The organism is Thermogladius sp. (genome assembly GCF_049970955.1).
Lineage (GTDB): Archaea > Thermoproteota > Thermoprotei_A > Sulfolobales > Desulfurococcaceae > Thermogladius.
The window spans coordinates 1-1,915 of the sequence record NZ_JBMFLY010000113.1 but is presented as its reverse complement, the minus strand read 5'-3'; the positions used below and the strand labels follow the sequence as shown (position 1 = coordinate 1,915).

Sequence of the window (1,915 nt, the reverse complement as noted above, 5' to 3'; positions counted from 1 at the left end):
CGTCTACGCCGAACCCTTCATCTAAGTTTTCCCACAACTACAGGCTCAAACACGGGCCCGTAGGTTCTAGACCAAGCTAGACGGGTGCTAGTACGCGGTAACCGTACCGTTAGTCGCCGATGCCGAGTTCTCTCTTGACTCTCGCGTCTATCTCCGCCCCTATCTCCAGCGACCTCCTGTACGCCGACTCGACCGCCTTCATGAGGGCTGCTTTAACCCCCTCGGACTCCATGGCTATAAGGCCTCTTATAGTGGTGCCCGCGGGGGTCGTCACGTCGTCTCTGAGCTTGAACGGGTGTGTACCGGACTCCCGCAGTAGTCTGCTCGTCCCCTCCAGAACGTCGAGGGCCGCGCTGTAGGCGAGGTCCCTCGGCAGGCCCACGAGGACCCCCGCCAGCGCCAGCGCGTCTATGATCTCGGCTATGAAGGCCGGCCCGCTCCCAGCGAGCGCTGTCCAGGCGTCGAGGAACTCCTCGGGGACCCAGTACACCCTCCCCATGCACTTTAGGAGCTTGTCCACGGTGGCCATGTCCCTCGTACGGCTGCCCTGGGCAACGGCCGTAGAGCTCAATCCTACCTCGGCGTTCAGGTTGGGCATAGCCCTGTACACCTCCGCCTCAGCCATCGCCTTCTCCAGCGTAGCTAGCCGGACGCCGGCTATGAAGGAGACGACGGTTCTGCCAGCCCACGAAGCCGGCTTAACGGACTTGACGACCTCGGGTAAGTGGTGCGGCTTCACGGTAAGGAAGACGATGTCGCTGGAGGAGACGGCGTAGTCGTTGTCCCGGGTCGCCTCTGCGCCGAGGGAGGCCGCGTTCTTGAGAGTCTCGTCTCTCCTGCCCGTCGCCACGATTTCGCTGTAGCCGCACCTAACCAGCGACCTCACGACCACGGACCCGATCCTACCCGCCCCTATCACCGCCACTCTCAATACACCGCACCCGTGGAGGCGGGCGTGTACAGGCGGTGTATATTTCTAGGACTGGAATATAAACGTGAATGTAAGAAAAAACTAAATCTGGGGCTGTAGTTTCTCGCCTATAATCCTCGTGAGGAGGACCGTACAGGCGTTGTCGCCGCTCGCGTTTACCGCTGTCCTTATGGCGTCGGTTAACGGGTCGATGACCATCATAATTGCTATGCCTTCCAGCGGCAGCCCCACAGTGGCGAGGACGTAGGCCAGCATTATTGTCCCCCCGCCCGGTATGGCGGCTGTGGCAACGCTACCTATGGTCGCAGCCGCGATGATCAACCCCACCTGGTACGGCTGGATGGGGATGCCGAAGAGCTGCGCTATGAACATCGCGCTGAGGGCCTGGTAGAGGGCTGTCCCGTCCATGTTCACCGTCGCCCCAATTGGTAGAGTGATGTTGTATATGTAGTCCGGCACACCCATCTTCCTGGACGCCTCCATGTTGTAAGGCAGCGTGACAGCGCTGCTCCTCGTAGTGAAGGCCACGATAAAGGGCGTGAACTGCGCCTTGAAGTACTTCACGGGGTTGAGACCGCCCAGGGCCACAAGCAGGGAGTATACCACAAAGAAGTGCATCAGCGTGAACGAGTACTGGGCTACCAGGAACTTCCCGTAGGCCCCCAGCATCTTCGCCCCGTACTCGCTCATGAGCCAGACGGCGTATCCGAAGATCGCTATGGGGGCGTAGTACATTATCACCCTGACTGTCGCGACGCTGAGGTCGCTACCGATTTTCAGGTAGCCCGCAATTCTCCTCCCCTCCTCGCCGAGCAGTATTGTCGAGACGCCGAGTATCATGGCGAATATGATCATTGTCATAGCACCGCCTACTGTGAGGACGTTGCTGAAGTCCAGCTGGAAGAATGACATGAGTACGTCGACGCCGGTCGGAGGAGTCGGCGGCTTATAACCGGCAGGTGGCTTTAAGCCCACTCCTACACC

2 protein-coding genes are annotated in these 1,915 nt (G+C 59.8%); both read right to left on the bottom strand.

Going from position 1 to position 1,915, the window contains the following annotated elements:
- Nucleotides 1-109: 109 nt before the first annotated feature.
- On the bottom strand, nt 110-931 hold the full coding sequence (proC, locus tag ACP5VX_RS07160; RefSeq protein WP_428725192.1) for a pyrroline-5-carboxylate reductase: 822 nt from the start codon (nt 929-931) through the stop codon (nt 110-112).
- 81 nt (nt 932-1,012) lie between these two features.
- Nucleotides 1,013-1,915: dicarboxylate/amino acid:cation symporter (locus ACP5VX_RS07155; protein ID WP_428725191.1), on the bottom strand; the 903-nt coding region annotated here is incomplete at its 5' end.